This window comes from Pseudomonas bananamidigenes, from assembly GCF_001679645.1.
GTDB lineage: Bacteria > Pseudomonadota > Gammaproteobacteria > Pseudomonadales > Pseudomonadaceae > Aquipseudomonas > Aquipseudomonas bananamidigenes.
The window spans coordinates 21238-48156 of sequence record NZ_LRUN01000001.1 but is presented as its reverse complement, the minus strand read 5'-3'; the positions used below and the strand labels follow the sequence as shown (position 1 = coordinate 48156).

Below are 26919 nucleotides of genomic sequence, written 5' to 3'. Positions count from 1 at the left end.
ATCCAGCCTGCCGACTAATTATTTCAAGACGTCATCCGTTCTCATTGGTGAATGGTTCCGGGTGCGCAGCCCCGGACCTACCGCATTCCAATGCCTTGCACGGTCGGCGAAGACCGTGTCCCGCATGCCTTGCACGGGCATGCCGCAGCCAACCGATCCACCAGCAAGCCGAATTCAGGCAGGAAACCTCATGACCGACGCGTTCGAACTCCCCAGCACCCTGGTCCAAGCCCTACAGCGCCGTGCGGCCCTGACACCGGACCGGCTGGCCCTGCGCTTTCTCGCCGAAACCGAGGAGCAGGCTGTGGTGCTCAGTTATCGCGAACTCGATCAGCGTGCCCGCACCATCGCCGCTGCCTTGCAGGCCGAGGCCGGTTTCGGTGACCGCGCCGTGCTGCTGTTTCCCAGTGGTCCGGATTACGTCGCGGCATTCTTCGGTTGCCTGTACGCGGGCGTGATCGCGGTGCCGGCCTATCCGCCGGAGTCGGCCAAGCGTCACCATCAGGAGCGGCTGCTGTCGATCATTGCCGACGCCGAACCGCGGCTGTTGCTGACCAGCGCCGACCTGCGCGACGCCTTGCAGCAGATCGAAAGCGCGCCGCCGCTGTTGTGTGTCGATACTCTCGATGCTGCGCTGGCCGAACGCTGGGTCGAACCGACCTTGCCGCAAGACCACATCGCCTTCCTGCAATACACCTCCGGTTCGACTGCGCTGCCCAAAGGCGTGCAGGTCAGCCATGGCAATCTGGTGGCCAATGAACGGCTGATCCGTCACGGTTTCGGCATCGACGTGAACCCGGAAGACGTGATCGTCAGCTGGTTGCCGCTTTACCACGACATGGGCCTGATCGGCGGTCTGCTGCAGCCGATCTTCAGCGGCGTGCCGTGCATCCTGATGTCACCCGCTTACTTCCTAGGCCGGCCGTTGCGCTGGCTCGAAGCGATCAGTCAGTACGGCGGCACCATCAGCGGCGGCCCGGACTTCGCCTATCGTCTGTGTAGCGAACGTGTCAGCGAATCCGCGCTGGAGCGTCTCGATCTGAGTCGCTGGCGTGTCGCCTATTCGGGTTCCGAGCCGATCCGTCTCGACACCCTCGAGCGCTTCGCCGAGAAGTTCACCGTGTGCGGTTTCAGCGAAAGCAGTTTCATGGCGTCTTACGGTCTGGCCGAAGCGACCCTGTTCGTCGCCGGCACGCCGCGCGGCACCGGCATTCCTGCGTTGCGCGTGAACGATCAGGCTTTGGCACAAAACCGCGCTGAGCCGGGCGAGGGCAGCCCGATCATGAGCTGCGGCATCAGCCAGCCGGAGCATGCGGTGCTGATCGTCGAGCCGGGCACGCTTGAACAACTGACCGACAACGCCGTCGGTGAAGTCTGGGCCGCCGGCCCGAGCATCGCCCACGGCTACTGGCGCAACCCTGAGGCGACGGCCAAAACCTTCGTCCAGCATTCCGGCCAGACCTGGCTGCGCACCGGTGACCTGGGCTTCATTCGCGACGGTGAACTGTTCATCACCGGTCGCCTGAAAGACATGCTGATCGTGCGCGGTCACAACCTCTATCCGCAGGACATCGAGAAAACGGTCGAGAACGAAGTCGAGGTGGTGCGCAAGGGCCGCGTCGCGGCGTTCGCAGTTAATCAGAACGGTGAAGAAGGCATCGGCATCGCGGCGGAAATCAGCCGTAGCGTGCAGAAAATCCTTCCGCCCGAAGCGCTGATCAAGGCGATCCGCCAGGCCGTGGCCGAGGCGTATCAGGAAGCGCCGAGTGTGGTGGTTCTGCTCAATCCGGGCGCATTGCCGAAGACTTCCAGCGGCAAGCTGCAACGTTCGGCCTGCCGCAATCGTCTGGCTGATGGCAGCCTCGACAGCTACGCGGTGTTTCCGTCGACCACGGCTGAAAACGCGCATGACTCGACCGCGTCCGCCTCCGAACTGGAAGTGTTGATTGGCAGAATCTGGGCCGAGCAACTCAACGTCAAACTGGTCAACGCCGACGATCACTTCTTCCTGCTCGGCGGCAACTCGATCGCCGCCGCGCAAGTGATCGCCAGGGTGCGCGAAGAACTGAGCCTGGAGCTGAATCTGCGCCTGCTGTTCGAAGCGCCGACCCTGTCCGCGTTCGCCGCCGCCGTGGCGCAGCAGCAACAGGACGGCGGCTGCGTACAGGTCGAAATCAGCGCACTGTCGCGCACTGAAGCACTGGCACAATCCCTGGCGCAAAACCGCTTGTGGATCACCTGGCAACTCGACCCGCAGAGCAGCGCCTACAACATTCCCGGCGCCCTGCGCCTGCGCGGCGAACTGGATGAAGACGCACTGCGCGCCAGTTTCCAGCAACTGATCGAACGCCACGAGTCCCTGCGCACGCATTTCTTCGAACGCGATGGCGTGGCCCTGCAACAGGTCGAAGCCGCAGGCGAGTTCAATTTGCAATTGATCGACATCAGCGACCTGCCGGCCAGCGAGCGTGAAGCCCGTGCGCAACAGATCCGCGAAGACGAAGCGCGCACCCGGTTCGATCTGGAGAACGGTCCGCTGCTGTGGGTGACGCTGGTTCGCCTCGACGACGAAGATCACCAGTTGCTGGTGACGATGCACCACATCATCGCTGACGGCTGGTCGCTGAACGTATTGATCGACGAGTTCTCGCGCCTGTACGCCGCCGCTTCCCAAGGTCAGCGCGCGGAACTGGCGCCGTTGCCGACCCAGTACGCGGACTACGGCAGCTGGCAGCGTCAGTGGCTGGTGCAAGGCGAGGGCGAGCGGCAACTGGCGTACTGGAAAGCGCAATTGGGTGACGAGCATCCGCCCCTGGAACTGGCGACCGACCATCCACGCTCGGCCAAGCAAAAGCACAGTGCCGCACGCCACAGCGTTCGCCTGGGGATCAGCCTCAGCGACGCCATTCGCCAGACTGCCCAGGCCTACCAATCCACGCCGTTCATGCTGCTGCTCTCGGCGTTCCAGAGTCTGCTGCATCGCTACAGCGGCCAGCGTGACATCCGCATCGGTGTGCCCAACGCCAACCGTCCGCGTCTGGAGACCCAAGGCCTGATCGGTTTCTTCATCAACACTCAGGTACTGCGCGCCGACGTCGATTCGCGTCTGCCATTCACCGAACTGCTGGCGCAAACCCGTCAGGCTGCGCTCGGTGCCCAGGCCAATCAGGACCTGCCGTTCGAACAACTGCTCGAAGCCTTCCCGCAGGCCCGCGAGCAAGGCTTGTTCCAGGTCCTGTTCAACCATCAGCAACGCGACTTGAGTGCGCTCAAGCGCCTGCCGGGCCTGCTTGCCGAAGAGTTGCCGTGGCATAGCCGCGAGGCCAAGTTCGATCTGCAACTGCACAGTGAAGAAGACCGCAACGGTCGCCTGACGCTGTCCTTCGACTACGCCGACGAATTGTTCGACGCCGCGACCATCGAGCGGCTGGCCGAGCATTTCAGCAACCTGCTGCGCGCTGTCTGCGAACGCCCGGAACAGGCCATCGGTGACCTGCCGCTGCTGACCGCCACCGAGCACACTCAGCAAAGTGCGTGGAGCATCGCCCCGTGCACCCCGGCGCAACAGTGTTTGCCGGAGCTGCTGAATGAACAAGCGCGGCAGACGCCTGATCGCACCGCACTGGTATGGGATGGCGGCAGCCTAGATTTCGCTGAACTGCATGATCAGGCCAACCGTCTGGCCCATTACCTGCGTGACAAGGGCGTCGGCCCGGACGTGTGCGTGGCCATCGCCGCCGAACGTTCACCGCAACTGCTGATCGGCCTGCTGGCAATCATCAAGGCCGGCGGTGCCTACGTGCCGCTCGACCCGGATTACCCGGCCGAGCGTCTGGCCTACATGCTCGGCGACAGTGGCGTCGAACTGCTGCTGACCCAGACCGCATTGCTTGACCGCTTGCCGGCCAGCGAAGGCGTCAGCGTGATCGCCATGGACACCCTGCACCTGGAAAACTGGCCCAGCCAGGCGCCGGGTCTACACCTGCACGGCGATAACCTCGCCTACGTGATTTACACCTCCGGTTCCACCGGCCAGCCGAAAGGCGTCGGCAACACTCATGCGGCGCTGGCCGAACGTCTGCAATGGATGCAGAACACCTATCGCCTGAACGACACCGACGTGCTGATGCAAAAGGCGCCGATCAGTTTCGACGTGTCGGTGTGGGAGTGCTTCTGGCCGTTGATCACCGGTGCGCGCCTGTTGATCGCCGGCCCCGGTGAACACCGCGATCCGCATCGCATCGCACAGCTGGTTCAGCAGTACGGCGTGACCACGCTGCACTTCGTGCCGCCGCTGCTTGCGCTGTTCATCGACGAGCCCCTGAGTGCCGAATGCACCAGCTTGCGTCGCGTGTTCTCTGGCGGGGAAGCGCTGCCGGCGGAACTGCGCAACCGCGTGCTGACGCAGCTGCCGGCGGTGCAACTGCATAACCGCTACGGCCCGACCGAAACCGCGATCAACGTCACCCACTGGCATTGCAGCGTGGCCGATGGCGAGTGTTCACCGATTGGCCGTCCGCTGGGCAACGTGGTCTGCCGCGTGCTCGACAGTGAGCTGAATCCGGTGCCGGCCGGTGTGCCGGGTGAACTGTGCATCAGCGGCATCGGCCTGGCTCGTGGTTACCTCGGTCGCCCGGGTCTGACCGCCGAACGTTTCGTGGTCGATCCGCTGGGCGAGCAGGGCGCGCGTCTGTATCGCACCGGTGACCGTGCACGCTGGACGAACGATGGCGTGATCGAATACCTCGGCCGCCTCGATCAGCAGGTCAAACTGCGCGGCTTCCGCGTCGAGCCGCAAGAGATCGAAGCCCGTCTGCTGGCTCAGGATGGTGTGGCTCAGGCCGCCGTGCTGGTGCGCGAAACCGTCGCCGGCCCGCAACTGATCGGCTACTTCACTGCAACAGATGCCAGCGAAGATCAGGACGCGCAAACCGCTCGCCTGAGAACCGCACTGGCTGCCGAACTGCCGGAATACATGCTCCCGGCGCAACTGATGCGCCTGGACGCAATGCCGCTTAGCCCGAGCGGCAAACTCGACCGCCGTGCCTTGCCCGAGCCGCAATGGCAGGTGCGCGAACACGTCGAGCCGGTCACTGAACTGGAACAACTGATCGCCGCCATCTGGCGTGAGGTGCTGGGTTTGAAACAGGTCGGCCTGCGCGACGACTTCTTCGCCCTCGGCGGTCACTCGCTGCTGGCCACGCAAATCATTTCCCGCACCCGTCAGGCCTGCGACGTCGAGCTGCCGTTGCGTGCCTTGTTCGAACACAGCGAACTGGGTGATTTCGCCGAACAGATCTGTCAGATCCAGGCCAGCGGTCGCACCAACAAGCAGCCGCCGATCGACAAGGTCGACCGCAGCCAACCGGTGCCGCTGTCCTATTCCCAGCAGCGCATGTGGTTCCTCTGGCAGATGGAGCCGGACAGCCCCGCATACAACGTCGGCGGCATGGCGCGCCTGCGTGGCATGCTGGATGTCGGGCGTTTCGAGTCGGCGCTGCAAGCCTTGATCCTGCGTCACGAAACCCTGCGCACCACGTTCCCGAGTGTCGATGGCGTGGCCCGTCAGCAGGTGCATGCGCAGACCGGCGTGCGCATGGACTGGAAAGATTTTTCGAAATTCGCCGCCGAGGTACGCGAGCAGAAAATCCGGCAACTGGCCGACGACGAAGCGCACCTGCCGTTCGATCTGGAAACCGGCCCGCTGCTGCGCGCCTGCCTGGTCAAGACGGCGGAAAAGGAGCATTACTTCGTTCTGACCCTGCACCACATCGTCACCGAAGGCTGGGCGATGGACATTTTCGCGCGGGAACTCAGCGCGTTGTACGAAGCGTTTATCGATGACCGCGATTCGCCGCTGGAGCCGCTGCCGGTGCAGTACCTCGATTACAGCGTGTGGCAGCGCGATTGGCTGGAGTCCGGCGAGCGTCAACGTCAGCTCGACTACTGGACCACCCAACTGGGTCGTGAACATCCACTGCTGGAACTGCCGGGCGACCGCCCGCGTCCGCCGGTGCAAAGCCATCGGGGCGAGCTGTTCCGCTTCGACCTGAGTGACGACCTTGCCGCGCGGGTCCGGGCGTTCAACGCGCAGAACGGTCTGACCCTGTTCATGACCATGACCGCTGCGCTCGCGACCTTGCTCTATCGCTACAGCGGCCAGACCGATCTGCGTATTGGCGCGCCGGTGGCCAACCGCATCCGTCCGGAAAGTGAAGGGCTGATCGGGGCGTTCCTCAACACTCAGGTGCTGCGTTGTCAGCTTGACGGCCAGATGTCGGTGGGCGAACTGTTCGAGCAAGTGCGCCACACCGTGATCGAAGGCCAGTCCCATCAGGACTTGCCGTTTGATCATCTGGTTGAAGCGCTGCAGCCACCGCGCAGCGCGGCCTACAACCCGCTGTTCCAGGTGATGTGCAACGTGCAGCGCTGGGAGTTCCAGCAAAGCCGCACGCTCGCCGGGATGACCGTCGAGTATCTGGTCAACGATGCGCGGGCGACCAAGTTCGACCTCAATCTGGAAGTCACCGACCTCGACCATCGCCTCGGGTGCTGCCTGACGTACAGCACCGATCTGTTCGATGAGCCGACCATCGCACGTATGGCCCGGCACTGGCGCAACCTGCTGGAAGCATTGATCGCCGATCCACAGCAACGCCTCAGCGAACTGCCGCTGCTCGACGCTCCAGAGCAACAGCAATTGCTCGACAGCCTCGGCGTCGAGCCGGGCGAGCGTCGTCTCGATCAATGCATCCATCACCTGTTCGCCGAGCAGGCACTGGCGCGCAAAGACGCACCGGCCCTGACCTTCGCCGGCCAGACTCTGAGCTACGCCGAACTCGACGCCCGCGCCAATCGTCTGGCCTGGGCTCTGCGCGAGCGCGGTGTCGGCCCGCAAGTACGGGTTGGTCTGGCGCTGGAACGTTCACTGGAAATGGTCGTCGGTCTGCTGGCGATCCTCAAGGCCGGCGGCGCCTATGTGCCGCTGGACCCGGAATACCCGCTCGACCGCTTGCATTACATGATCGAAGACAGCCGCGTCGGCCTGCTGCTCAGCGATCGGGCGATGTTCAAGGCCCTCGGCGAACTGCCGTCGGACGTGGCGCGCTGGTGCCTGGAAGACGACAGCGCGGCGCTGGCCGATTACCCGGCCAGCGAGCTGCCGTTCATCAGCTTGCCCCAACATCAGGCGTACCTGATCTACACCTCGGGTTCCACCGGCAAGCCGAAAGGTGTGGTGGTGTCCCACGGTGAAATCGCCATGCACTGTCAGGCCGTGATCGAGCGTTTCGGCATGCGCCCGGACGATTGCGAACTGCACTTCTATTCGATCAACTTCGACGCCGCCACCGAACGTCTGCTGGTGCCGTTGCTCAGCGGCGCGCAAGTGGTGCTGCGTGCGCAAGGGCAGTGGGACGCGCAAGAGATCTGCGGCCTGATCCGCGAACATCGCATCAATGTTCTCGGTTTCACCCCGAGCTACGGCAGCCAGTTGGCGCAGTTCCTCGCCACGCAAAACGACATCCTGCCGGTGCGCATGATCATCACCGGTGGCGAAGCGCTGACCGGCGAACACCTGCAACGGATTCGCGCAGCGTTCAAACCGAGTCTGTTCTTCAACGCCTACGGCCCGACCGAAACCGTGGTCATGCCGCTGGCCAGTCTGGCGCCCGAGGTGCTGGAAGAGGGCGCCGGCAGCGTGCCGATCGGCAGCGTGATCGGTGATCGCCAGGCCTACATTCTTGATGCCGATCTGGCGCTGGTGCCACAAGGCGCGACCGGTGAGTTGTTCGTCGGCGGCGCCGGCCTGGCCCAGGGGTATCACGAGCGTGCGGGCATCACCGCCGAACGTTTCGTTGCCGACCCGTTTGCCGCCGATGGCGGGCGCATGTACCGCACCGGCGATCTGGTGCGCCAGCGTGCCGACGGTCTGGTGGAATACCTGGGGCGGATCGACCATCAGGTGAAGATCCGTGGTTTCCGGATCGAACTGGGCGAAATCGAAACCCGCCTGCTCGATCACGACTCGATCCGCGAAGCGGTGGTGCTGGCGCTGGATGCGCCGAGCGGCAAACAACTGGTCGGCTACCTGGTGACCGATATCGCCGAGCGAAGCGAAGCCGAGCAAGCCGGACTGCGTGAAGCCCTCAAGGCGTATCTCAAGACGCAATTGCCGGACTACATGGTGCCGACCCATCTGATCCTGCTGGCGAGCATGCCGCTGACCGCCAACGGCAAGCTCGACCGCCGCGCGTTGCCGGCACCGGACCCGGAGCTGAACCGTCAGGATTACGTGGCGCCGAGCAACGAGCTGGAGCAGACCCTGGCGCAGATCTGGTGCGAAGTGCTCAACGTCGGGCAGGTCGGTCTCAACGACAACTTCTTCGAACTGGGCGGCGACTCGATCCTGTCGATTCAAGTGGTCAGCCGCGCCCGGCAGCAGGGCATTCATTTCAGCCCCCGTGATTTGTTCCAGCATCAGACAGTGCAGACGTTGGCCGCTGTCGCCAGTCGTACAGAAACCGTGACCGCCGAACAAGGTCTGGTGACCGGTGAATCGCGTCTGACGCCGATCCAGCACTGGTTCTTTGACACCGAGATTCCCCAGCGTCAGCACTGGAACCAGGCGTTGCTGCTTGAACCTGCTGCGCCGCTGGAACCGCATCGTCTGGAGCAAGCATTGCTGGCGGTGATCGAGCAGCATGACGCCCTGCGTCTGCGCTTCACCGAGGTCAAAGATGCATGGCAAGCGACCCATCAACCGGTGACCGATGCAGCGGTGCTTTGGCAAGTGCGCGTGCCGTCGATGGACAAATGCGCCGCACTGTTCGCCGATGCCCAGTGCAGTCTCGACCTTGCCCAGGGCCCGCTGCTACGTGCAGTGCTGGTGGATGGGCCGGACGCTCAGCAACGGTTGTTCATCGCGATTCATCACCTGGTGGTGGACGGCGTGTCGTGGCGCGTTCTGCTCGACGACCTGCAAACCGTGTATCGCCAGCTCGATGCCGGTCAGTCGGTGGCGCTGCCGGCGAAAACCAGCGCCTTCAAGGACTGGGCGGCGCGCTTGCAGGCTTACGCCGGCAGCGAATCCCTGCGTGAAGAACTGAACTGGTGGCAGGCGCAACTGGCCGGCCCGAATGCCGATTTGCCATGCGAACGCCCTGAGGGTGGTCGCGAGAATCGTCACGCGCAAACCGTCAGCGTGCGTCTGGATGCAGAAAAAACCAAACAACTGCTGCAACAGGCCCCGAGCGCCTACCGCACGCAGGTCAACGACCTGTTGCTGACTGCGCTGGCCCGCGTGCTGTGCCGCTGGAGCGGCCAGTCGTCGGCGTTGATTCAACTGGAAGGCCACGGTCGCGAAACCCTGTTCGACGAGATCGACCTGACCCGTACCGTCGGCTGGTTCACCAGTGCTTATCCGTTGCGCCTGACCCCGCACAACATCGAAGAAGCCGCCGGGCAGGGCGCTTCGATCAAGGCCATCAAGGAGCAACTGCGTGCGGTTCCGCACAAAGGCCTCGGCTACGGTGTGCTGCGATATCTGGCCGATGACGCCAGCCGTCAGAGCATGGCGGCATTGCCGAATGCGCCGATCACCTTCAACTACCTCGGCCAGTTCGACCAGAGCTTCGGCAGCGACGCGCTGTTCCGTCCGCTGGATGAGTCGGTCGGTGCGGCCCACGATCCACAGGCACCGCTGCCGAACGAGCTGAGCGTCGACAGTCAGGTGTACGGCGGTGAGTTGATTCTGCGCTGGACCTTCAGCGCCGAACGCTACGACGCGCAGACCATCAACGAGCTGGCCGATGCCTACGTCGGCGAGTTGCAGAGCCTGATCGAACATTGCCTGCAGGACGAGGCCGGTGGCCTGACGCCTTCGGACTTCCCGCTGGCGAAACTGACCCAGGCGCAGCTCGACGCACTGCCGGTGCCGGCGGCGCACATCGAAGACGTGTACCCGCTGACGCCGATGCAGGAAGGCATGCTGCTGCACACCTTGCTCGAACCGGGCACCGGTCTGTACTACATGCAGGATCGCTACCGCATCAACAGCGAACTCGATCCCGAGCGTTTCGCCCAGGCCTGGCAGGCTGTGGTCGCCCGTCATGAAGCGCTGCGTGCATCGTTCTGCTGGAACGTCGGCGAAGACATGCTGCAAGTGATTCATACGCCGGGTCGCACGCCGGTCGATTACCTGGACTGGAGCGCCATCGCCGAAGCCGAGCAGGAGCCGAAGCTGCAAGCACTGCTCAAGGCCGAGCGCGAGGCCGGGTTCGATCTGCTCAATCAGGCACCGTTCCACCTGCGCCTGATCAAGGTCGGCGCGGCCCGTTACTGGTTCATGATGAGCAACCACCACATCCTGATCGATGCCTGGTGCCGCTCGTTGCTGATGAATGACTTCTTCGAGATCTACACCGCTCTGGGCGAAGGGCGCGAAGCGCAATTAGCCGTGCCGCCGCGTTACCGCGATTACATCGGCTGGCTGCAACGCCAGAGCCTGGTTGAGGCGCGCGAGTGGTGGCGGCAGAACCTGCAAGGGTTCGAGCGCACCACACCGATCCCGAGCGACCGCCCGTTCCTGCGTGAACACGCCGGCGAAAGCGGCGGCATGATCGTCGGCGACCGCTACACCCGATTGAATGTCGAGGACGGTGTCCGTCTGCGCGAACTGGCCCAGGCCCATCAACTGACCATCAACACCTTCGCCCAGGCGGCGTGGGCGCTGGTGCTGCGACGCCTGAGCGGTGATCGCGACGTGTTGTTCGGCGTGACCGTGGCCGGGCGCCCGGTGGAAATGCCGCAGATGCAACGCACCGTCGGCCTGTTCATCAACAGCATCGCGCTGCGGGTGCAGATCCCGGCGGACGATCAGCGCACCAGCGTGCGTCAGTGGCTGAGCGCTCTGCTCGACAGCAACATGCAGCTGCGCGAGTACGAATACCTGCCGTTGGTGAACATCCAGGAACAGAGCGAACTGCCGAAAGGCCAGCCGCTGTTCGACAGCCTGTTCGTGTTCGAGAACGCCCCGGTGGAAGTCTCGGTGCTGGACCGGGCGCAGAGTCTCAATGCGACCTCGGACTCGGGCCGTACCCACACCAACTTCCCGCTGACAGCGGTTTGCTATCCGGGCGATGACCTCGGCCTGCATCTGTCCTACGACCAACGCTACTTCGACGAGTCGACCATCGAGCGCATGCTCGGTGAGTTCAAGCGTCTGTTGCTGGCGCTGGTGGACGGTTTCCATGGCGACATGGCCGATCTGCCGCTGCTGGGCCAGGCGGAACAGGACTTCCTGCTCCACGGTTGCAATCAGAGTGAGCACGACTATCCGCTGGAGCAGAGCTACGTCGAACTGTTCGAAGCGCAGGTGGCGCAACATCCGCAACGCGTCGCCGCCAGTTGTCTCGATCAGCAATTGAGTTACGAGCAGTTGAACCGGAACGCCAACCGTCTCGGCCATGCACTGGTCGCGACCGGGGTGCAGATGGATCAACCGGTGGCGCTGTTGAGCGAGCGCAATCTGGATCTGCTGGGCATGATCATCGGCAGCTTCAAGGCCGGCGCCGGTTACCTGCCGCTGGATCCGGGCCTGCCGAGTCAGCGCCTGCAACGCATCATCGAGCTCAGTCGCACGCCGGTGTTGGTGTGCAGCGAAGCCTGCCGTGAACAGGCGACGACCTTGCTGGATGAGTTCAGCTGCGCCAACCGCCCACGCCTGCTGGTGTGGGAAGACGTTCAGGCGGACGCGGTGTCGTCGGCGAATCCGGGCATCTTCAGCGGCCCGGATAACCTGGCCTACGTGATCTACACCTCGGGCTCCACCGGGTTGCCCAAAGGCGTGATGGTCGAGCAGCGCGGCATGCTCAACAACCAGTTGAGCAAGGTGCCGTATCTGAACCTGAGCGACGCCGACGTGATCGCCCAGACCGCTTCGCAAAGCTTCGACATTTCGGTCTGGCAGTTCCTCGCAGCGCCGTTGTTCGGAGCGCGGGTGGATATCGTGCCGAACACCATCGCCCATGATCCGCAAGGTTTGCTGGTGCATGTGCAGCAACAGGGCATCACCGTGCTGGAAAGTGTGCCGTCGCTGATTCAGGGCATGCTGGCTTCGGATCGCCTGAGCCTCGATGGCCTGCGCTGGATGTTGCCGACCGGTGAGGCCATGCCGCCGGAGCTGGCGCACCAGTGGCTGCTGCGGTATCCGGAGATCGGGCTGGTCAACGCCTACGGCCCGGCGGAATGCTCGGACGACGTGGCGTTCTTCCGCGTCGACATGGCGTCGACTCGCGGCAGTTACCTGCCGATCGGTACACCCACCGACAATAATTTGCTGTACCTGCTCGACGGCGCGCTGGATCTGGTGCCGTTGGGTGCAGTGGGTGAGCTGTGTGTGGCGGGCACCGGTGTCGGTCGTGGTTACGTCAGTGATCCGCTGCGCACCGCACCGGTATTCGTGCCGAACCCGTTCGGTGCGCCGGGCGAGCGTCTGTATCGCACCGGCGACCTGGCGCGCCGGCGCAGTGACGGCGTGCTGGAGTACGTCGGTCGGGTCGACCATCAGGTGAAAATTCGCGGTTACCGGATCGAACTGGGTGAAATCGAGGCGCGTCTGCATGAGCAACCGGAAGTCCGCGACGGCGCTGTCGGCGTGCAGGAAGGCGTCAACGGCAAGCATCTGGTCGGCTACCTGGTCGCCGCTGATTGCGCACTGAATCAGACTGAGCGCCTGGAACGAATCAAGCAGCGCCTGCGCGCCGAACTGCCGGAATACATGGTGCCGTTGCACTGGTTGTGGCTCGACCGGCTGCCGCTCAACGCCAACGGCAAACTCGACCGCAAGGCCCTGCCGGCGCTGGAAATCGGCCAGCTGCAGAGCCAGGATTACCTGGCGCCGCGCAGCGAACTGGAGCAGACCCTGGCTGATATATGGGCCGAGGTGTTGAAGATCGAGAAGGTCGGCGTGCGGGACAACTTCTTCGAACTTGGCGGCCACTCGCTGCTCGCCACGCAGATCGCCTCGCGGGTGCAGAAAGCCCTGCAACGGGACGTGCCGCTGCGAGCGATGTTCGAGTGCAGCACGGTGGAGGAACTGGCCGGGTACATTGAAGGGCTGGCGGCCAGTGACATCACCGAGGAGAAGGTGGATCGGCTGAATGATCTGATGGCGGAGCTGGAGGGGTTGTAAAACCCCGCAGATCCCGCCTTGCGAAGACGGCAACGGAGAACCTGTCTGTCTCTGTAGCTGTTGTCGCAGGTCGGGCTCTGTAATCCTTTCATATCATTGACTGCCAGGGCCGACCCGCTCAGTCTGCGGGCTCCAGTTTCTTTGCCTCGGAGGTTATCGATGCCTTTTTTCACGGTTGACGGACAGGCGCTTCACTACATTGATCAAGGCACGGGGCCGGCGGTGTTGCTGGCCGGCAGCTACCTGTGGGACCAGGCCATGTGGGCGCCGCAGATCGCCGCGTTGTCACCGCACTATCGGGTGATTGCGCTGGACCTGTGGGGCCACGGTGAATCCGGGCGCTTGCCTGAACACACCACATCACTGGACGACATCGCCCGGCAGGCGCTGGCCTTGCTCGATCATCTGGACATCGACCGGGTGACGCTGGTCGGCCTGTCGGTCGGCGGTATGTGGGGCGTGCGCCTGGCACTGTCGGCGCCGCAGCGGCTCAACGGTCTGGTGCTGATGGACACCTACGTTGGCGTCGAGCCGGAGCCGACCCGTCAGTATTATTTTTCGCTGTTCAAACAGATCGAGGAAAGCGGCGCAATCTCCGAGCAATTGCTGGACATCGTGGTGCCGATCTTCTTCCGTCCGGGTATCGACCGGGATTCGGCGCTGTATCAGGACTTTCGCGCGAAACTCGCGGCTTACTCTGCTGAACGTCTGCGTCAAAGCATCGTGCCGATGGGGCGCATCACCTTTGGCCGCGACGATCTTTTGCCACGACTGGGGGAGCTGAATGCGTCGAGGACTCTGGTGGTTTGCGGTGATCAGGACAAACCCCGTCCACCGTCGGAAGCACAGGAAATGGCCGGGCTGATCGGCTGCCCATGTGTGCTGGTGCCGGAGGCGGGGCATATCTCCAATCTGGAGAATCCGCCGTTCGTGACCGACACGCTGCTGAAATTTCTGGCTGACTTGAAGTAACGAAAACGCCCACGCATCGCGTGGGCGTTGTTTATTTCGGCCCCAGAATCTTCACCAGCTTGTCCGGCGTCGGTGCGCCTTGCTGTTGTTGCAGTTCACCCTTGTCATCCATGTAGAAGATCGCCGGGGTGGCCTGCAGTTCCAGGTCTTCCATCAACTGCATGTTCGCTGCAAGTTTGGTCTGCACGGTGGCCGGAATATCCTTCAGGGCCTTGAGCGTGCTGGTCTTGCCGGCCTTCTCGTGATCGTCCAGGGCCTTGGCCGGGTCCTTGGCCGCCAGCAGCGCAGCCGATTTGCCCGGACTGTCTTCGCGGATGATGCCGACCATGATGTGCCGCAACTGCACCTTTCCGGCCTTGACCCAGGGGCGGGCCTGCTCCCAGAACATGTTGCAGTACTGGCAGTTCGGGTCGCTGAACAGGTACACCGTGCGCGGTGCATCCTTTTGGCCGTCCTGAATCCAGTTGCTCGCTTCGAACCTGGCCCAGACTTCCTTGGCCATCGGCGCGTACACCAGTTTTTGCAGCGGCGCGCTGCTCAGGTCATTGCCGTCGGCGTCGTACAGGTTGCCCAACAGCACATGCTTGCCGTCCGGCGTCAGGTACAGGGCCATGCCACGGTTCTGGTATTGCGCAGCGTAACCGCGCAGGCCGTCGGGCGCGTCGAACTGGCCGACGATTTTTGCGCCCTTGGCTTCGATCTTCTTGATCGCGTCAGGCAGTTCTTCAGCAGCCTGCACCGACGGCAAGTGCAACAGGGCGGCGCCCAGAGACAGCGTCAGCAGGTGGCGGAGGCGGGGCATGGCAGTTTCCTTGCAGAGGTGGCCGGTACGGCGTTCGTGTTCGGATCGGGGACGTCGAAGTTTTCCAGGGCGCGAGCCAGGCTGGCATTCGACAACTCGCCCAGGTGACTGGCCAGCAACTGGCCGTCCGGGCTATAGAACAGCGTAGTCGGCAATGCCATGGAACCCACGGCCTGACCCAGATGACCGCTGCGGTCGAACAGCACGTTGTTCAGGCTCAGGCCCTGGGTTTCGAGAAAAGTGGCGACGCTTTGCATGCTCTCGGCCTGATTGACGAACAGGAACGTCAGGTCCGGGCGTTGCTGCTGGGCGTTTTCCAGCACCGGCATTTCCCGGCGGCAGGGCGGGCACCAGGTGGCCCACAGATTGATCACCAGCGGCCCGCCCTGATAGTCGGCGAGTTTCACGGTTTCCCCGGCGGCGTTGCGCAACGTGATGTCCGGCAGGCGCGTACCTTGCTCGTAAATGCTCAGCGACAAGGTAGCCAGCAACCAGAAGGCCACGCCGCTGGCCACGCCGAACCCAAGCGGACGGCGCAGACCCGGTCGGCGCCAGCCGCGATACAGCGCGGCCAGCAACAGCACGATCACCCCCGGCCAGGCGAGAAAGCCGCCGTCGCGCAGATCGATGATCTGCCACGGATCGTTGCGATAGTGCCCCCAGTACAGGGCGACGAAGGCGATGCGCGCCGCGAGCATGCCCAGCAGGAACAGGCTGAACAGGGCTGACTCGGGATTATCGCCACCACGCTTGGCCACCCGCCAGCCGACGAATGTGGCCAGCGCCAGGGCGCTGATCAGCAGCAGGTGATTAAGCGCAATGGCAAAGGTACCGAGGGTGAAGGTCAGCATTAACGGGCGTCTCTGGTGGTGATCCAGTGTTGCAGGAACGTATCGGCATCGACCTCGCCGGTGATGCGCTGGCTGCGGCGTTCTTCACCGTCGGTACCGATCCATACAAAACTCGGTGGCCCCGGCACTTTGTAGCGAGCGAGCAGTTCACGGCTGGCGGCGTTGTCGGCGGTGACGTCCAGGCGCAGCAAGCGCACATCGTTCAGGGCCTGCATCACCCGCGCCTGACCAAACACCTTTTTCTCCATGACTTTGCACGACGTGCACCAGTCGGCGTAGTAATCGAGCAGCACCCATTGGCCCTGAGCCCTGGCGGTGTCGAGTTCGCGTTGCAGGGTCGCTGGATCCTTGATCGTGATGAACGCTTCATGACCGTTCGGTGCAGCCGTGCCGGTGCGTCCGGCGCTGTAAACCTTTAACGGTTGAAACGGATCATCGCTGCCGCCCGCGGCACCCACCATCAGCAAACTGCCCCATAGCCCCAGCAACAGCGAGCCGGCACCGAACAACTGGGCGACCCGGCCAAAGCCTTCGGACTGTTTCCACGCGCTGTAGGCCGCTATCAGCAGCAGCGCGCCGCACAGTGCGAGCCACAACGACGGGTCCAGCACCGGGCGCAGCATCAGCACTGCGGTGGCGAGGAACAGGAAACCGAACACGCCTTTGAGCAGGTTCATCCAAGCGCCGGGTTTCGGCAGGAAGCGATTGCCGACGGTCACCAGTACCAGCAGCGGGACGCCGATGCCGATGCCGAGGGCAAACAGAATCAGGCCACCGTGCAACGCATTGCCGCTTTGTGCGATGTAGAGCAAGGCGCCGGCCAGCGGTGCGGTCATGCATGGGCCGACGAGCAGGCCGGACAAGGCTCCCAGTACACCCGCGCCGACCAGACTGCCGCCGCTGCGGCTGCGTGAGGCGTGCTCCAGTCGATCACGCACGGCGACCGGCAGTTGCAGTTCAAAGAAGCCGAACATCGGCAGTGCCAGAATCACGAACACCGCCGCGAACGCCCCGAGCAGCCACGGATTCTGCAACCAGGCCTGAAGGTTCGCTCCCAACAGGGCCGCGATGACACCCATCGCCGCATACACCAGCGCCATGCAAATCACATAACTGCTGGCCAGTGCGAAACCACGACGTGGCGTCGCACCACTGCCAACCACCATGCCGGCCAGAATCGGCAGCATCGGCAAGGAACAGGGTGCAAAGGCCAGCAGCAGACCGAGACCGAAGAACACCAGCAGACTCCAGCCCAGCGAATGCTGCTGCAGGCCGCTGGCCAGCGCTTGATCCTGCGCCTGCTCCGTCGCCGCAGCGGCCGCTTGGCCACCGAGATCGATCACGCGGGTCTGTGGTGGATAGCACAGGCCCGCGTCGGCGCAGCCTTGATAACTGACTTTGATCTGGCCTTTGGCCGCCGCCGGGATTTTCAGCTCGAGGCCCTGGCGGTAAACCGGTTGCTCGCCGAAGTATTCGTCGCTGTGGGATTCGCCTTCAGGCAGCGCCGGAACGTTTTGCGCCGCCAGTCCATCGAATTTCAGGCGTTTCTGATACAGGTAGTAGCCGTCTGTGATCTGCCAGAACAGTTGGGTTTCACCGGAGTCCAGTCGTTCCGACGTCAGCACGAAGGCCTTGTCGACCGGGAGGAACTCCGGTTTTGTCGCAAAAGGATCGTTCCCTGCCTGGGCCAGACCCGAAATCAACAGTGCAAACAGTAGAAAAATATGACGCATGGTGGAGCCTTGTCCCTGTGCAAGTGGTGAACACAATGGGCGGCAGCGATTAACCGATGATTAACCGGGCGTCTCCATGCGTCGAACCTGCGCGACGCTACAGCATTGCAGACGGTTTGGGGAGTCAGAGGCCCCGGGTCAACCCGGCGAATCTGCCGCTGACATTGTGCACGCCTCCCTCGACCCGGCCTTTTTGCATGTTGTAAATCACGAACTGGTCATCGGTCAGAAAGATGTACCAGAGGTTGTCGCTGAAAGTTGGATCAACTTGAGCGGCAGTTATGAGTCGATGTTTATAAGGTGCAAGTCCGGACAATACCGCTGTGGGGTCGTGCCTTACTTGTTGCTTGATAGTGTCGAATGTCAGGTAAGTTCCATCATTCAACAAAAAGCGAAACAGGGACTTGTGTCCGAGCGCTTCCAGCCAGGTGCCGGCGATGATTCTTTCAAAGTAAGGCAGGATCGGCGTCCAGAGCGAGTTGGAAAGATTGTAAAACGCATCGACGTTATCCTTGTCCTGGTCATAGGCACACACCCATGGACGATCGCCATTGTAGAAGAACAGCCAGGCAATATCCTTGTCGCCCGCCTGTGTCTGGGTGAACCCGAAGCGCAGGTGCCTGGCGTGGGCGTCGAATTCCTTCCAGTTGCCCTTGATCGGCAGGGGATAATCATCAGATATTTTTTCATCGCCATTGTCATAGCGGGAATAGATGTCGTTATTTTTGAGAAAGAAGTAAATACGGTCCGGCCCGGAGCGCCAGTCGATAGCGACGAAGTTCTTGAGTTTGGACATTGAATGTTCCTTTTAATAAACATTGTTTGGTCATGAGGCGGATTGCCTTTGTTTGTGTTGCGCTGAAAGGTTATAGCGATAAATAACATCCGCGCATTATCTTGTTGTTTGCTGTTTGTATCGGTGGGGAAGTTTCAACTTGTTTTGTTGGTTTTTCAGTTGTCGATGCGGCGGTCAATGTTGAAAGAATATTGTGTGTGGACGTTTGATTCGGGATCGTGCTTTTCCTCGGCACGGGCAGTGTCCATAATTGCCGCTTAATCCTCTGTTGCTTGAATCGCCTTTTTTCTCACGGAGCTCCCATGCACGTACTGGTATGCGAAGACGATGAGTTGATTGCCAGCGGCATAGTCGCCGGGCTGACGGCCCAGGGCCTGACGGTCGAGCACGTCAATACGGCCTCCAAGGCGCGGGCGATCCTCAAGGTCGCCGAGTTCGATGTAATGGTGCTCGATCTTGGCCTGCCGGACGAAGACGGCCTCAAACTGTTGCAGCAATTGCGTCAGCAGGGCCTGGAAATCCCTGTGCTGATCCTGACTGCGCGGGATTCGGTCACGGACCGGGTCGACGGCCTGCAGTCCGGCGCCGACGATTACCTGCTCAAGCCGTTCGACCTGCGTGAACTGTTCGCCCGTCTGCAAACCTTGCTGCGTCGGGTGGCCGGGCGTAGCGTCAACCTGATCGAGCATGGTGCGCTGACCTACGACCCGAGCAGCCGCGAAACGACCCTCGCGGGCCGTTCGATTGACCTGTCCCGCCGCGAGCAGTCCCTGCTGCAAGCCTTGCTGCACAACCGTGGCCGGGTGTTGTCCACCGAGCAATTGAAGGACAGCGTCTACGGCTTCAGCGATGAGCTGGAGAGCAACGCCCTCAACGTGCATATCCATCACCTGCGCAGCAAGCTCGGGAAAGGCATCGTCGAAACCGTGCGTGGTCTGGGCTATCGCCTGGGGCCGGCGGATGGTGGAGAACCTGACAAGTGATGAGTCTGCGCCTGCGCCTGAGCCTGACCCTCGGCGCCGCGTTCGCGCTGATCTGGGCCCTGGCGGCCGCCTGGATGCTCAGCGACCTGCGCAACCAGATGATGTTTTCCCTCGATCAGCGACTGGTGGCGTCGGCGCGGATGGTCGCCGGGCTGCTGGAGCAATTGCCGGCCATCCCGAGCAAGGGTGACGGAACGCATTTCAGTGCCGAACAACTGAACATTCCCGGCGGCATGGCCTGTCAGGTCAGTTCGTTGCGCGGCGAGATCCTCGCCCGTAGTCACAACAACCCGGAACAGGCACTGGAGGCACAGAAAATGGGCTTCCACGACCAGATGATCGACGGCGCACCGTGGCGCACTTTCACTCTGGCCAGGGGTGATGTGCGCATCACCACCGCCGACCGGGTGATCGAGCGTGAAGCCTTGAACATGTCGATCCTGCTGGCGGCATCGGTGCCGGTAGGTGTGGCGCTGCTCGGCTGCCTGTGCCTGCTGTGGCTGGGGATCGGTCAGGGGCTGGCACCGCTCAATCGCCTGCGCGAGGCGCTGATGAGGCGTAATGCCGACTCGCTTGAGCCATTGCAGTTGCAGTCTTTTCCCAGCGAACTGAAACCGCTGCTCGAGACCCAGAACCAGCTGTTCCAGCGCATCGGCAAGACCATCGAGCGCGAGCGACGCCTGACCGGGGATGCGGCTCATGAACTGCGCAGCCCGCTGACGGCGATCAAGACCCACCTGCAAGTGGCGCGGATGACCGACGGCAGTGCCCGCGATCAGTCTCTGGCACGGGCCGAGGAGGGGGCCGACCGCCTGCATCGGACTCTGGAGCAATTGCTGTTGCTGGCCCGGGTCGAGGGCAGTCTGTCGTTCGATGACGGCGTGCAGTGCAGCGCCGAACAAGTGGCAAGACTGGCGATTCAGGACTCTGCCAGCGGCGAGCGGCAGCGGATCAGGCTGCATCTGCCCGAGCACCTGTCCAGCGCGCCACTGCAAATGCCCTCGGTGTTGTCCATCGCCGCACTGCGCAACCTGCTGGATAACGCGCTGCGTCATACCCCGTCGGAAGGCGCCGTGGAACTGAGCCTGGAAACCATCGGCAACCGTGTGCGTTTCGTCGTTCGCGATCACGGGCCGGGCATTGCACCGGACGATCTGCAACACCTGACCCAACGCTTCTGGCGCAACGGCCAGAGCACCGGTTGCGGGCTGGGGCTGGCGATTGTGCAGGCGATTGTCCAGCGCTGCGCCTGCACGCTGCACTTCGACAGCCGTCCGGATGGCTTGCGGGTCGAGCTGACCATGCCGCTGCAACCGGCTTGAACCCGGCACATCAAATGTAACCTCTCTCCATTGGTCATTCGCCGGTCGCGCCGCTATTGTCGCCCCAGCCTTTGACTCAATGGATTGAGGTAGCTGCGCCATGGATGCATCCATCTACATTTGCCCGGCCACTGCGGCCGATACCGGCATCATCAGCCGCATCGTCGAGCGTTCGATCCGCGTCGGTTGCGCGCTCGATCACCGTAACGATCCACACCTCGTTGACAGCTGGATCCGTCGGCAATCGCCGGACCGCATCAGCGCATGGCTCGCCGATCCGCAGCATTATCTGAACATTGCACTGTTGCAGGACAAACCGGTCGGCGTCGGAATGGCCACGCTCGATGGCGATGTCATGTTGTGCCATGTACAGCCGGAGTGGTTTCGTCGCGGCGCCGGCCGTGCATTGATGGCGGATCTCGAAGGCTGGCTGCGGACCCGGGGCCGAGACTGCTCGATGCTCAGGAGCACCCGCACCGGTGAGGCCTTTTATCGGCATCTGGGCTATCGCGAATCGGCACCACCGCTCATCCGCCACGGCATGCGCAGCCTGCCGATGCACAAACCACTGCGGTTATCGGCTTGAGAACTCGATCAAGGGTGTAAATCCTCGACCCGCTGGTGCGTTTCCAGAACAGGAAACCTGCATGTGCGCCCCGGGACCGGAACGCGCACCTGTGTGGTGTGCAGTTTTGGTCACTATCCATAGCGAATTGAGGGGTCGAGAGATGTCAGTCGCCACCAGCCTTATCGAAGAGTCGTCGGCCCGGATCGCCTCCGCGTCGGCGCAAACGCTGTACGAGTTCAACGAAACGCCGCTGCTGGCCCGCCAGAGCCGGCAGGAATCCAACGCCCGCAGCTATCCACGACGCATTCCGCTGGCGCTCAAGCGTGCCAAGGGCCTGTACGTCGAAGATGTTGAAGGCCGCACGTTCATCGATTGCCTGGCCGGTGCCGGTACCCTGGCGTTGGGGCATAACCATCCGGTGGTGATCGAGGCCATCCAGCAAGTGCTGACCGACGAACTGCCACTGCACACCCTCGACCTGACCACGCCGGTGAAGGATCAGTTCGTTCAGGACCTGTTCAGTCTGTTGCCGCCTGAGCTGGCTTCCCAGGCGAAGATCCAGTTCTGCGGGCCGACCGGCACCGACGCGGTGGAAGCTGCGCTGAAACTGGTGCGTACCGCCACCGGCCGCAGCACCGTGCTGGCGTTCTCCGGCGGTTACCACGGCATGAGCCAGGGCGCGTTGAGCCTGATGGGCAGCCTGGGGCCGAAGAAACCCTTGGGCGCACTGCTCAGTAACGGCGTGCAGTTCATGCCGTTCCCCTATGACTACCGTTGCCCGTTCGGTCTTGGTGGCGCGGCGGGCGTGAAGGCCAACCTGAGTTACCTGGAAAACCTGCTCAACGACCCGGAGGCCGGTGTGCAATTGCCGGCAGCAGTGATCGTCGAGGCGGTGCAGGGTGAGGGCGGGGTGATCCCGGCGGACATCGAGTGGCTGCGCGGGCTGCGTCGCATCACCGAGAAGGCCGGTGTCGCACTGATCGTCGACGAGATCCAGAGCGGTTTCGCCCGCACCGGCAAGATGTTCGCCTTCGAACACGCCGGCATCACCCCGGATGTGGTGGTGCTGTCCAAAGCCATCGGCGGCAGCCTGCCGCTGGCGGTGGTGGTCTATCGTGACTGGCTCGACACCTGGCAGCCGGGCGCCCATGCCGGCACCTTCCGTGGCAACCAGATGGCGATGGCCGCCGGTTCCGCTGTGATGCGTTACCTGGTCGAGCACAAGGTCTGCGAGCACGCCGCCGCCATGGGTGAACGCCTGAGCGAGCACCTGCACAGCCTGCAGCGTGACTTCCCGCAACTGGGCGACATTCGCGGCCGTGGCCTGATGCTCGGCGTCGAGCTGGTCGACCCGGACGGCACGCCGGATGCCCTTGGTCATCCGCCAGCCTTTGCACGACTGGCGCCGCTGGTGCAGCGCGAGTGCCTCAAGCGAGGCCTGATCCTGGAGTTGGGCGGACGTCATGGCGCGGTGGTGCGCTTCCTGCCACCGCTGGTCATCACCGCCGCTGAAGTCGACCGCGTTGCCGAGATTTTCGGCCGTGCATTGAGCGCTGCGATCGCTGCGCTGTAAATTTTTCGCCGCGCCGAACGTTCCTTCTACAGACCCGGCTGCACCCGCCGTGCAGCCACCCTACAACGATGGAGACACAGCATGACGTCAGTATTCGACCGCGAGGACATCCTCTTTCAGGTCGTGGTCAACCACGAAGAGCAGTACTCGATCTGGCCGGACTACAAGGCCATTCCGGAAGGCTGGCGCACCGTGGGCAAGAGCGGCATGAAAAAGGAGTGCCTGGCCTACATCGAGGAAGTCTGGACCGACATGCGTCCGCTGAGCCTGCGCCAGAAGATGGAAGCGCAAGCGGCGGCGCAGTAAGACTGCCGATCAAAAAGAAACCCGCTGGACTGGAAACAGTCAGCGGGTTTTTTCATGTCTGGAAGATCGGCCTTGATAATCGTTCCCACGCTCTGCGTGGGAATGTCTCATTGGACGCTCCGCGTCCGCTTTGGAAGGGACGCGGAGCGTCCCGGGCTGCATTCCCACGCGGACGGTTCGACCCCTCGACGTGGGAACGATCAACGGGGGGGCAACTGGCGTTACGCGCCGCTCAGACCTTTGAGCAGCGCATCCACATTCCCTTCCAGCTCCGCCACCGGATCCGCCGCATCGGTGCTGAGCACCAGCAGATGACTGCCTGATTCGGCAATGGCTGCTTTCACCGCGTCCGACGGCTGCCGATGGTGCAGCACCACCGCTACGTCATTGTCTTTCAGTGTGGCGGTCAGTTTTTTCAGATCTTCTGGCGTCCATTCGGCATCCGGGCGCGGATCCTGTCCGATCAACTCCAGATTGAGGCTGCCGATCAGATAGCCGAAGTGATCGCTCAGGCTCATCACGCTCAGGTTATCGGCACTGGCCAGACGCGCTTCGGTGTCGGCAGTGAGTTTCAGCAGGCGCTGTTTGAGCGCCGCCAGATTGGCTTCGATCTTCGGTTTGTCCTTCGGCGCGAGACGTACCAGATCCGACGCCATCACGTCCGCCATGCGGCCCATGTTGTTGCTGGCCAGCCACGGCTGACTGTTCAGGCCATCAACCTTCAACCCCGGTTGCACGGCGATGCCCGGCAAGGCACCGTCCACCGGCCGGGCGGCGTCGACCTCGACGATGCGGATGTTGCTGCGTCGGGCGATGGGGTACAGCGGATCGTCGGCCCACAGCGAGCGCACGCCGATCACGGCATCGGCGCCAGTGGCCAGTTTGTCCAGCGCCGGGGCGCCGCGCCCGGTGAAATACGCCGACTGGCGGCTGCCCGGCAGATTCGCCGGCGCCGCGCGTTCGAGGCTGATGTCGGTGCCCTTGAGCAGCACTTCGCCCAAACCGTAGGTGATCGGCAGCGAGGCCAGCACCCGCACAGGTTTTTCGGTGGCCAGCAGAGGGCTGGAAACGGAGCCACCGAGGGCGACGAGCAGGGCGAGTTGGCGCAAAGAAAATGACATTTATCCAAGGTTCCCTTTCAGACTGGGGACAACGCCCCGGGCAATGGCGGCGAGGGCGAAGCCGATGCCGGCGACGAGGATGATCGCGGCGCCGGACGGAATCGGCAGGTCGTACACGATGGGCAGGAGAATCCCGCACAGCGTGCTGACCGTGGCGATCAGCACCGAACACCAGAAAAAGCCCTTGAGCGACTGGCTGAGCAAACGTGCCGCCGCTGCGGGAATCACCAGCAGGGCGCCTACCAGAATCGCGCCGATGACTTTTACTGCCGCGACGGTGATCAGCGTCACCAGAACCACGAACAGGTAGTCCAGCGCTTTCACGGCGACGCCGCGTACGGCAGCGAGTTGCGGATTGAAACTGGCGAGCATGATGCGGTTGTACAGCGGTAACGCCAGGGCCATCACCAGTGAACCGACGATCGCCAGCACCGCCAGATCATTGCCGTTGACCGTCAGCACCGAGCCGAACAGCACGTTTTCCAGAATGTGCACGTTGATCTTGCCTGCCAGAATCAGCAGCAGGCTGGCCCCCAGCGCCAGGGACACCGAGAGGAACACGCCGATCAGCGTGTCCGGGGCCAGGCCGGTGCGGTTGCGCAGGTAATTGAGCAAAATCCCGAACAGCAGACAGTAACCGAACAGACTGCCGTACGGCCCGGTGTAGGGCTCGCCGAGCAGGATGCCGATGGCCACGCCGGTCAACGCCGCGTGGCGACCGCTTCGGAGAAAAACGCGAAACGCTTGACCACCACCAGTGTGCCGAGACCACCGAGCACCGGGCCGATCAACAGACCGGCAAGCAGCGCGTTGACCACGAACCCGTAGGCCAGTGCCTCCGGCAGATAACCGGAAGTGGCCCAGCCCTGCACCATCAAACGAAAGGCTTCGTAACTCATCAGGCAGCGCTCCGTGGATGGGTCGAGAACAGCGTCAGCAGACGCTCCGGAGTCAGGGCCCGTTGTGGTGTGGCGTCGAACAGCACCCGACGGTTGAGGCCGGTGACACGATTGGCCAGACGCCCGACCGCTTCCAGGTCATGCTCGATCCACAGCACGGTGATGCCCGCCGCGCGCCAGTCGGCCAGCAATCGTTCGAACACCTGGATCCCGGCTTCGTCCAGCGCCGACATGGGTTCGTCCAGCACCAACAGTTGCGGGGGCGGAATCAAGCCTTGGGCGAGCAGCACACGCTGGCGTTCACCGCCGGACAGTGCGCCCATCCGGCGTTTGCGCTTGTCCTGCATGCCGACCCGTTCCAGCGCATCACCAATGGCGCCGGCGTAGCGCTTGCTCAGGCCGAGAAACGCCGGACGGCGCTGGCACATGGCGGCCATGAAGTCATCGACGGTCATCGGCAGACCCCGGTCGAACTCCAGCGCCTGCGGCACGTAGCCGATGGTGCCGGGCTCGCCGGGCCATTGCAGGCTGAGCCGGCCCTGATGCGGCATCTGTCCTAGCAGGGTCTTGATCAGTGAACTCTTGCCGCCGCCGTTGGGGCCGACCAGCGCATGCACGCTGCCGGGCTGAACCTGAAAGGTGACCTTGTCGAGGATGGTCGTGCGGCCGAGGGTCAGGCTGACGTCGGCGAATTCCAGAGCCGGGCCTGATACTTGTGGGAGCGACGGTGCGACGACTCGACTTGCTCGCGAATGCGGTTTCTCATCCAACGGCGACGTTGACTGAATGGACGCTTTCGCGAGCAAGCTCGCTCCCACAGGGAGTTCGATTTCTTTTGAAGTCATGCGCCGGACTCCTGAATTGCCCGAACCACGGTGTCGAGGTTGCCGGTCATTTCCTTTTCGTACTTGTCGGCGGTGTATTCGCCGTAGGAAATGTGCGACAGCGGGTACAGCTTCACCCCGGATTCGCGCTGGATGGTTTCAACGTAAGTGGACGGAAAATCCATTTCCGAGAAGATCACCTTCACGTCCAGTTCCCGCAGTTGATCGATGGTCTTCTTCAACTGGCTCGGGCTTGGCTCGATGCCGTGGGCCGGCTCGACCACGGCGGTGACTTCCAGACCGAACTCGCGCAGCAGATAGTCATACGCAGCATGAACGGTCGCCACCCGTAACTCGGCGTTCGGCGCCTGTGTCAGTTTGGCCAGGGCGTCGGCACGCATCTGCCGCAGGCGTTTGCCATAAGCGCGGGCATTTTGGGTGTAGGTCCTGGCGTTGTCCGGGTCGAGCTTGCCCAGTTCACGGGCGATATTATTGACCTGGGCAATCGAGGCGCTGATCGACAGGAAGGTGTGCGGGTTCACCACTTTGCCGGCACCGCGCGCGGCGACCCCGGTGGCGGCCAGCAGCGGCACGTTCTCGTTGGCTTCGATGGTCTTGATGTCCGGTGTTTCGCTGGCGGCGATCATGCGGTCGGCGAAGTCGTCATGGCCGACGCCATTGAGCACGATCACGTCCAGCCCGCTGATGCGCTTGATGTCTTCGGCGCGGGGCTCATAGGCGTGGGGGTTGAAGCCGGCCGGGATCAGCGGCACGACATCGGCCTTGTCGCCGACGATATTCGCCACGTAGCTGTAATAAGGGTGCAGGGTGATGCCGATGCGCAGGCGCTTGGCCGGGTCGGCGCTGGCCAGCGGGCTCAGCAGGCAGGCGCACAGGCCGATCAGCAGCAGGCGCAAAAAAGGACGGCGTTGAGATGAACTGGGCATGGGCAGGCGGTCTTCTCTCGAATGAAGGCG

At 62.9% G+C, this 26919-nt stretch carries 14 protein-coding genes and 1 pseudogene; 7 read left to right on the top strand and 8 right to left on the bottom strand.

Annotation, left to right across the window (positions count from 1 at the left end; genetic code table 11):
• Positions 1 to 190 precede the first annotated feature (190 nt).
• Positions 191 to 13192, top strand: coding sequence for a non-ribosomal peptide synthetase (locus BBF94_RS00200; RefSeq protein WP_065257048.1), 13002 nt, complete (start codon positions 191 to 193; stop codon positions 13190 to 13192).
• Positions 13193 to 13351: 159 nt separating this feature from the next.
• A complete protein-coding gene (locus BBF94_RS00195; protein WP_065257047.1) occupies positions 13352 to 14164 on the top strand; it encodes an alpha/beta fold hydrolase in 813 nt (270 codons plus the stop codon).
• Positions 14165 to 14195: 31 nt separating this feature from the next.
• Here BBF94_RS00195 and dsbG read toward each other — a convergent pair whose 3' ends face one another.
• The 4 genes from dsbG to BBF94_RS00175 all read right to left on the bottom strand — a co-directional run bounded on the left by dsbG (position 14196) and on the right by BBF94_RS00175 (position 18346).
• Positions 14196 to 14966: a thiol:disulfide interchange protein DsbG gene (gene dsbG / locus BBF94_RS00190; RefSeq protein ID WP_065257046.1), complete on the bottom strand. Its 771-nt coding sequence runs from the start codon at positions 14964 to 14966 to the stop codon at positions 14196 to 14198.
• Complete coding sequence (locus BBF94_RS00185) at positions 14942 to 15817, bottom strand: TlpA disulfide reductase family protein (protein WP_065257045.1); 876 nt, start codon at positions 15815 to 15817, stop codon at positions 14942 to 14944. The genes dsbG and BBF94_RS00185 overlap by 25 nt, the downstream gene beginning before the upstream one ends.
• Positions 15817 to 17550 (bottom strand): protein-disulfide reductase DsbD, encoded by a 1734-nt coding sequence (gene dsbD / locus BBF94_RS00180; RefSeq protein WP_065257044.1) that lies wholly within the window; start codon positions 17548 to 17550, stop codon positions 15817 to 15819. Before dsbD ends, BBF94_RS00185 begins: the two co-directional genes overlap by 1 nt.
• A gap of 124 nt (positions 17551 to 17674) precedes the next feature.
• Positions 17675 to 18346, bottom strand: a complete 672-nt coding sequence (locus BBF94_RS00175) for a hypothetical protein (protein WP_065257043.1) — start codon at positions 18344 to 18346, stop codon at positions 17675 to 17677.
• A 302-nt stretch (positions 18347 to 18648) separates the two neighbouring features.
• Between BBF94_RS00175 and BBF94_RS00170 the strand changes: the two genes are divergently transcribed.
• The 5 genes from BBF94_RS00170 (at position 18649) to BBF94_RS00150 (ending at position 23098) form a co-directional block, all read left to right on the top strand.
• Positions 18649 to 19329, top strand: a complete 681-nt coding sequence (locus BBF94_RS00170) for a response regulator (protein ID WP_065257042.1) — start codon at positions 18649 to 18651, stop codon at positions 19327 to 19329.
• Positions 19329 to 20651: an ATP-binding protein gene (locus BBF94_RS00165; protein ID WP_065257041.1), complete on the top strand. Its 1323-nt coding sequence runs from the start codon at positions 19329 to 19331 to the stop codon at positions 20649 to 20651. Before BBF94_RS00170 ends, BBF94_RS00165 begins: the two co-directional genes overlap by 1 nt.
• A gap of 100 nt (positions 20652 to 20751) precedes the next feature.
• Positions 20752 to 21237, top strand: coding sequence for a GNAT family N-acetyltransferase (locus BBF94_RS00160; protein WP_065257040.1), 486 nt, complete (start codon positions 20752 to 20754; stop codon positions 21235 to 21237).
• Between the two features lie 142 nt (positions 21238 to 21379).
• A complete protein-coding gene (locus BBF94_RS00155; protein ID WP_065257039.1) occupies positions 21380 to 22792 on the top strand; it encodes an aspartate aminotransferase family protein in 1413 nt (470 codons plus the stop codon).
• A gap of 81 nt (positions 22793 to 22873) precedes the next feature.
• Positions 22874 to 23098: an MbtH family protein gene (locus BBF94_RS00150; protein ID WP_065257038.1), complete on the top strand. Its 225-nt coding sequence runs from the start codon at positions 22874 to 22876 to the stop codon at positions 23096 to 23098.
• Between the two features lie 221 nt (positions 23099 to 23319).
• On the opposite strand, the gene BBF94_RS00145 is transcribed toward BBF94_RS00150, so the two are convergent.
• The 4 genes and pseudogenes from BBF94_RS00145 to BBF94_RS00130 all read right to left on the bottom strand — a co-directional run bounded on the left by BBF94_RS00145 (position 23320) and on the right by BBF94_RS00130 (position 26889).
• Complete coding sequence (locus BBF94_RS00145) at positions 23320 to 24219, bottom strand: metal ABC transporter substrate-binding protein (protein ID WP_065257037.1); 900 nt, start codon at positions 24217 to 24219, stop codon at positions 23320 to 23322.
• Positions 24220 to 25118: pseudogene (locus BBF94_RS00140) on the bottom strand (metal ABC transporter permease). It abuts the gene before it with no gap.
• Positions 25118 to 25963, bottom strand: coding sequence for a metal ABC transporter ATP-binding protein (locus BBF94_RS00135; protein WP_065257036.1), 846 nt, complete (start codon positions 25961 to 25963; stop codon positions 25118 to 25120). Before BBF94_RS00135 ends, BBF94_RS00140 begins: the two are co-directional and overlap by 1 nt.
• Positions 25960 to 26889: a metal ABC transporter substrate-binding protein gene (locus BBF94_RS00130; protein WP_065257035.1), complete on the bottom strand. Its 930-nt coding sequence runs from the start codon at positions 26887 to 26889 to the stop codon at positions 25960 to 25962. The genes BBF94_RS00135 and BBF94_RS00130 overlap by 4 nt, the downstream gene beginning before the upstream one ends.
• Between the last annotated feature and the right edge of the window lie 30 nt (positions 26890 to 26919).